The 6,608-nt window shown below is 72.4% G+C and carries 3 protein-coding genes; all 3 read right to left on the bottom strand.

What is annotated here, in order from left to right; translation table 11 throughout:
* On the bottom strand, positions 1 to 2,043 hold a 2,043-nt coding region (locus ASC87_RS26050), incomplete at its 3' end, for an AMP-binding protein (protein WP_255359241.1).
* Between the two features lie 25 nt (positions 2,044 to 2,068).
* Positions 2,069 to 2,862: condensation domain-containing protein (locus ASC87_RS33405; protein ID WP_235582300.1), on the bottom strand; the 794-nt coding region annotated here is incomplete at its 3' end.
* An 80-nt stretch (positions 2,863 to 2,942) separates the two neighbouring features.
* Positions 2,943 to 6,608 (bottom strand): non-ribosomal peptide synthetase (locus ASC87_RS26045; RefSeq protein WP_157604374.1); only part of this gene is annotated, 3,666 nt, incomplete at its 5' end.

The raw sequence follows: 6,608 nt of genomic DNA, 5'->3' as shown, positions 1-6,608 counted from the left end.
GCGGTTCAGGTACCCCCGCGCCAACCCGCCTCCGGCCACGTACAGCTCGCCGGCCACCCCCACCGGCTGCGGGTTCAGCGACCCGTCGAGCACCCGCAACCCCAGGTCCGCGATCCCCACGCCCACCGGGCTGCGCGCTTCCTCCAGGTCCGCTCGCACGATCGGCCGCCACGTCACGTGCACCGTCGTCTCCGTGATCCCGTACATGTTCACCAGTTGCGGCGCCGCGTCCCCGTGCCGGTCCATCCACGGCCGCAGGCTCTGCGGCTCCAGCGCCTCGCCGCCGAAGATCACGTAGCGCAGCGAYCCCGSCTGCGCTCTTGCGTGTTCTCCSGCGTGGATCAGCTGCCGGAACGCCGACGGCGTCTGGTTCAGCACCGTCACCTGCTGCGCCTGCAGCAGCTGCGCGAACGCCTGCGGCGAGCGGCTCACCCAGTACGGCACCACCACCAGCTTGCCGCCGTGGCACAGCGCGCCGAACAGCTCCCACACCGAGAAGTCGAACGCGTACGAGTGGAACAGCGTCCACACGTCGTCMGSYCCGAAGCCGAACCACCCCTGCGTCTGCTGCAGCAGCCGCRCCACGTTGCGGTGGCTCAGCTGCGCSCCCTTGGGCCGCCCCGTCGAGCCCGACGTGTAGATCACGTACGCCAGGTTCTCCCCGTGCACGGCCACCTGCGGGTTGTCCTCGGGSCCTTCKGCCTGCGCGATGTCTTCGGCGCCCAGCGTCAGCACCACCCCGCTGTCCTCGCGCATCGCGGCGATCCGCTCGGCCGGGTACGCCGGGTCCAGCGGCACGTAYGCGCCCCCGGCCTTCAGGATCGCCAGCACCCCCACCACCAGCTCCAGCGAGCGCTCCACCGCCAGGCCCACCTTCGTCTCCGCGCCCACCCCCTGCGCGATCAGCCSGTGCGCCACCCGGTTCGCCCACCGGTTCAGCGCCTCGTAGCTCAGCGAGCGGTCTTCGTGCACCACCGCGATCGCCTGCGGCCGCTCGCGCACCTGCTGCTCGATCAACCGGTGGATCGCCTCGGTCGGGCCCGCCACCGGCACCGGCGCCACCGCCTCGTGCAGSGCCACGTCCGACACCGCCACGTCCGGGTCTGCCGCCAGCGCCTGCAGCAGCACCTCCAGGTGCCCCGCCAGCCGGGCCACCGTCTGCGCGTCGAACAACTCGCGCGCGTACGTCAGCTTCACCATCACCTCGCCCGACACGTCYTCSGCCGTGTCCAGCGTCATCTCGAACTGCGCGCCTTGYTCTCCCAGCTCGTACCCCTGCACCGCCAGCCCCGGCAGCTGCGACAGCGTCGCYGCCTGCTGCTGGTGGTTGTGCACCACCTGGAACAGCGGGCTCTGGCCCAGRCTGCGCTCGGGCTGCAACGCTTCCACCAATTGCTCGAACGGCAGTTCGGCGTGTCCTTGCGCGCCCAGCACCGCCTCCTTCACCTGGCCCAGCAGGGCCCCGAGCGTCATCCGCTCGCCGAACACGGCCCGCAGCACCTGCGTGTTCACGAAGAACCCCACCACCCCTTCGGTCTCCGCCCGGCCCCGGTTCGCGATGGGCACCCCCACCCGGATGTCCGCCTGGCCCGTCCACCGCCACAGCGCTGCCTGCCAYCCCGCCAGCAGCACCATGAACAGCGTGCCCCCGCGCGCCTGTGCTCGGCTGCGCAGCCGCCGCACCACMTCCRCCGCCAGCGTCGTGCGGTGCACCGCCGCCGTGTACCGACCCTGCGCCTGCCTCGGCCGGTCCACCGGCAGCTGCAGCACCGGGTGGCTCGTGCCCAGYTGCGCCGTCCAGTACGCCAGCTGCCGCTCGCGTTCCCCCGCCTCCAGCCAGTTGCGCTGCCACACCGCGTAGTCCGCGTAACCGATCGGCAACGCTGCCAGCCTCGCCTCGCCACCCGACACACCGGCCCGGTACAGCGACACAAACTCCTCGACGATCACCCCCATCGACCACCCGTCCGACACGATGTGGTGCATCACCAGCACCAGCACGTGCTCGCGCTCTCCCACACGGATCACCTTCACCCGCAGCAGCGGCCCTCGTTCGGACGCACCACGNCCCGCCAGCAGCACCATGAACAGCGTGCCCCCGCGCGCCTGTGCTCGGCTGCGCAGCCGCCGCACCACMTCCRCCGCCAGCGTCGTGCGGTGCACCGCCGCCGTGTACCGACCCTGCGCCTGCCTCGGCCGGTCCACCGGCAGCTGCAGCACCGGGTGGCTCGTGCCCAGTTGCGCCGTCCAGTACGCCAGCTGCCGCTCGCGTTCCCCCGCCTCCAGCCAGTTGCGCTGCCACACCGCGTAGTCCGCGTAACCGATCGGCAACGCCGCCAGCGCCGCCTCATCACCCGACACACCGGCCCGGTACAGCGACACAAACTCCTCGACGATCACCCCCATCGACCACCCGTCCGACACGATGTGGTGCATCACCAGCACCAGCACGTGCTCGCGCTCTCCCACACGGATCACCTTCACCCGCAGCAGCGGCCCCGCCGTCAGGTCGAACGGCGCTTGCACCAGGGACTTCGCGTGCGGCCCCGGGTCGCCCTCGCACACCGCGACCTCCACCGGCATCGATGGCAACACCACCTGCTCGATCACGCCCGCCTCGCTGCGGAACACGGTGCGCAGCGCCGCATGGCGCGCCACGAGCGCCGCGAAGGCCCGCTGCAGCACGCCGAGGTCCAGGGCGCCGCTGAGGTGCAGGGCGCCGGTGATGTGGTACGCCGTGCTGTCGCGGTCGAGGTGCCACAGGAACCACTGGCGGCCCTGGGCGAACGACGCCGGAGACCCGGCCTCGCCCGGCCGCACGGGGACCGGGAAGTGCGCCGGGGACAGGCCCTCGTCCTGCATCTTCCGGTACACCGCCTGGCGCTGCGCGGCCCCCAGGCGGGCGAACCGCTCCGCAAAACGTCGTGTGCTCTCGCTGTCCATCACGCCCCCTCCAGGCTGTCCACGAAGGCATCCAGCGACGCCAGCGCCTGCCCCCTTCCCATCACTGCCCGCACCCGCGACGCCACCCCGGCCAGCGTGGGCTGCTCAAACACATCGCGGATCGGCACCTCGGCGCGCAGCTCGGCCACCACCCGCGCCAGCATCTGCATCACCAGGATCGAATGCCCGCCCAGCTCGAAGAAGCTGTCGTGGCGGCCCACCCGGTCCACCCCCAGCACGGCCGACCAGATGGCCGCGACATGCACCTCGACGTCGTCCTGCGGCGCCTCGAACTCGGCACGCCGTGCCTCAGGCTCGGGCAACGCACGGCGATCGACCTTGCCGTTCGGCGTCTGCGGCAGGCGATCGAGCACCACCCACGCGCCCGGCAGCATGTGCAGCGGCAGCCGCTCGGCCAACCGCGCGGCGAGGTGCGCCACGTCGAGCGAAACACCCGCCACGTAGGCGACCAATCGCCCATCGTTCGCCACCACCACGGCCTCGCGCACGCCGGGCTCGGCGAGCAGATGGGATTCGACCTCGCCCAGCTCGATGCGGAACCCGCGCACCTTCACCTGGTGGTCCACCCGGCCCAGGTACACCAGCCGGCCGTCACCATCACGGCGCACGAGGTCACCGGTGCGGTACAGCCGGCCGGCCGCGCCGCCGTGCGGGTCGGCCACGAACCGTTCCGCCGTGAGGCCCGCCGCCCCGAGGTACCCCCGGGCCAGGCCGACGCCGCCGATGAACAGCTCCCCGGCCACACCGGCCGGCAACAGGTTCAGTTCGGCATCGAGCACGCGCAAGGCCGTCGAGGCGATTGGCTGCCCCAGGTCCACACCCCCCGCTGCCACGCGACCGGCCGCAGACCAGATGGTGGTTTCGGTGGGGCCGTACAGATTCCACAGGTCGACCCCGAGGTCCGCCAGGTCCCGCGCGAGGTCGTCCGGCAAGGCCTCGCCGCCGCACAGGCCCTTGAAGCGGCCCAGCGGCGCCAGCGGCCAACCGCCCGCCCGCAACAGCCGCCAGCCCGACGGGGTGGACTGAAACACGGTGGCCCGCGCCGCTGTCATCAGCCGTGCCAGCGCCGCGCCGTCGCGCGTGGTGGGGCGATCGGCCACCACCACGCACGCGCCGGTGATGAGCGGCAGGTAGAGCTCGAGCGCCGCGATGTCGAAGGACAGGGACGTCACGGCCACCAGCACGTCGTCCGCGCCCAGCCCCGGCGCCTCGCGCATTGCGAGCAGGAAGTGGGCGAGCGCGCCGTGCCGCACCATCACGCCCTTCGGCCGGCCGGTGGAGCCCGACGTGTAGATCACGTAGGCGATCTGGTCGGCATCCACCGCGACATCGGGATCATGTGCCGGCGCCTGGGCCAGGTCGGGGCCATCCAGCTCGAGCACGGTGACACCCGGGGGCACGCGCCCGCGCGCAGCCTCGCCGCCGGTCACCAGCACGGTGCCCACGCCGCTGTGCGCGAGCATGTAGGCGAGGCGGTCGGCCGGGTAGTCCGGGTCGAGCGGCACATACGCGCCCCCCGCCTTCAGCACACCGAGCAGGCCCACCACCATCTCGACCGAACGGTCCGCCGCGATGCCCACGCGGGTCTCGCGCCCCACCCCGTTGCGGATCAGCCGATGGGCCACCTGGTTCGCGCGGCGGTTCAGTTCGCGGTAGGTGAGCGCCGCGCCGTTGCACACCACGGCGGTGGCGTCCGGCCGCAGCGCGGCCTGGCGTTCGAACAACCGCGCCACCGGCTCCGTGTCGAAGCGGGTCGCGTCCACCCCTCGGGCCATCATCTCGCCGTGCGCCGCGGCCGGCAGCAACTGCAGGTCGCCCACCGGGTCGCCGGCGCGCCGGGTCAGTTGCAGCAGCAGCGTCCGGAACTGGTCCGCGAACGCCACCACCTCGTCCTCGCCGAACGCGGCGCGGGCAAACTGCCACGTCGCCGCCAGCGATTCACCCGGGTGAACGAGCACCGTCATCGCGTAGTGGGTCTGTTCACGCACGCCGGCTTCGCCAAACCGCAGGCCGGCCTCGCCGGCCGCCTTCAATGCGTGGGCCACCGGGTAGTTTTCATACACGAGCAGGCTGTCGAACAAGCCCTCCGTGCCCGCGCCCGCCCAGCGTTGCAGCGTGTAGAGCGGCACGTGGCCGTGTTCGCGCAGTGCCAGGGCTTCATCCTGCAAGGCGCGCAGCCAGTCGCCCATGGGTTGGCCCGCACGCACCGTCACCACCGCGGGCAGCGTGTTGATGAAGAGGCCGAGCAGTTGCTCCGCACCCGCCAGATCCACCGGTCGGCCCGCCACCGTGGCACCGAACGCCACGGTGTCCTGCCCCGTGTGGCGCGCGAGCAGCAGCGCCCAGGCCGCCTGCACCAGCGTGTTCACCGTGACCCGTTCGCGCTGCGCGGCCGCCACGAGGGCCGCCGTGTCGGCGGGGGAAAACACCAGGCGGTGTTCACCGTGGCCCGCACGATCAGCCGCGTGCCCGCGGGCGAGTTTCGTGGGTTCATCCAGGCCGGCCAGCACACCGCGCCAGTGGCGTTCGGCCGCCGCGTGGTCGCGGTGCTGCAGCCACGCGATGTGGTCGCTGAACCGGCCGGTCACCGGCGGCAACGCCGAACCGGCGTACACGGACAGCACCTCCTGGAGCAGTTGCGACGTGCTCCACCCGTCGAGCAGCACGTGGTGGAACGTCCACACCAGGTGGTGCCGCGACGGTGCGGTGTGCACCAGCGCCAAGCGCATCAGCGGTGGGCGCCGCAGGTCGAAACCGCTCGACCGCGCCGCGGCGGCCAGCGCATCGAGCGCGGCCGCCTGGTCGTCGCGTGACTGCCAATCGTGCTGCACCACCGGCAGCACCGCATGCCGGTCCACCACCTGCAGCGCCGGTGCGCGCTCGTGCAGGAAGCCGGTGCGCAACATCGCGTGCCGCGCCACCATGGCCTGCCACGCGGCCACGAACCGCGCCGGGTCCAGGCCGTGGATGTCCAGCCGCAGCTGGTTCACGTACGCCGTGCCCCGCGGGTCGGCCAGGCTGTGGAACACCAGCCCCTCCTGCATGGGCGACAACGGGTACACGTCCTCGATGTGGCCGGTGGACATCGCATCCAGCTCGGCCTGCGTGAGCCCGGCGAGCGGGAAGTCCGACGGCGTAGCCCCCTGGGCACCGCCCGTGCAGTGGGCGACCAGCGCCTCGAGTTCGTCGAGGCACCGGCGGGCCAGGGCCTGCACGGTGCGCGCGTCGTGGCGCGACGCGCTGAAACCCACGCGCCACTGCAGCACGCCACCTTGCACCAGTGCATCGATGGTGAGCTCATGCCCGCGCACCGACGCGGGGTCGCGCTCCGCGCCCGACGCGCCGCCGTCCAGTTGCCATGACCCTGTCGTGTCGAACTGCCCGAGGTAATTGAAGATCACCTGCGGGCGCGGCACGCCAGCGGGTTTCAGCAATCCGAATCCGAGGCCGCGGCGCGGCACCGCCCGCAGCATCTCCTTCACCCGCTTCAGCGCCACGCCGGGCTCCCCGCCCGCGGCCAGCGCCACCGGGTGGACGCTCGTGAACCAGCCCACCGTGCGCGACAGGTCCACCCCGCCCAGGTCTTCCCGGCCGTGGCCTTCCAGGTCCACCAGGATCCGCTCGTGCCCGCTCCAGCCGCACAG

This window comes from Rhizobacter sp. Root1221 (assembly GCF_001425785.1).
Taxonomy (GTDB): Bacteria; Pseudomonadota; Gammaproteobacteria; order Burkholderiales; family Burkholderiaceae_C; genus Rhizobacter.
Note: the sequence above shows the minus strand (reverse complement) of the source record. Positions and strands in the feature narration are given on the sequence as shown.